Origin of the sequence: Chryseobacterium sp. SIMBA_028 (genome assembly GCF_046535285.1) — a bacterium.
Classification (GTDB): domain Bacteria; phylum Bacteroidota; class Bacteroidia; order Flavobacteriales; family Weeksellaceae; genus Chryseobacterium.
This window is the reverse complement of the sequence record NZ_JAWRWZ010000755.1, coordinates 1-240: the sequence shown is the minus strand read 5'-3', so window position 1 is coordinate 240 and position 240 is coordinate 1. Positions and strand designations below refer to the sequence as shown.

The window sequence follows — 240 nt, the reverse complement described above, 5'->3', positions numbered from 1 at the left end:
CACCAGCTTGTAGAGGACAGGAACCAGAACCAGCGTCAGGGCGGTGGACGATACCAGCCCACCGATCACGACGATGGCCAAAGGCTGGGAAATGAAGCCCCCACCACCGGTAAGGCCAAGCGCCATGGGAGTCAAGGCGAAAACCGTTGCCAGGGCGGTCATGAGAATGGGCCGCAGACGCTGGCGTGCGCCGTGTGTGATGGCGTCGGCGACGCCCATGCCGGGCTTGCCGTCGTGAGG

At 64.6% G+C, this 240-nt stretch carries 1 protein-coding gene; it reads right to left on the bottom strand.

Annotated features, from left to right (window positions below; all coding sequences use genetic code 11):
* On the bottom strand, nt 1-240 hold a 240-nt coding region (locus tag SCA31_RS25275), incomplete at both ends, for an efflux RND transporter permease subunit (RefSeq protein ID WP_410699681.1).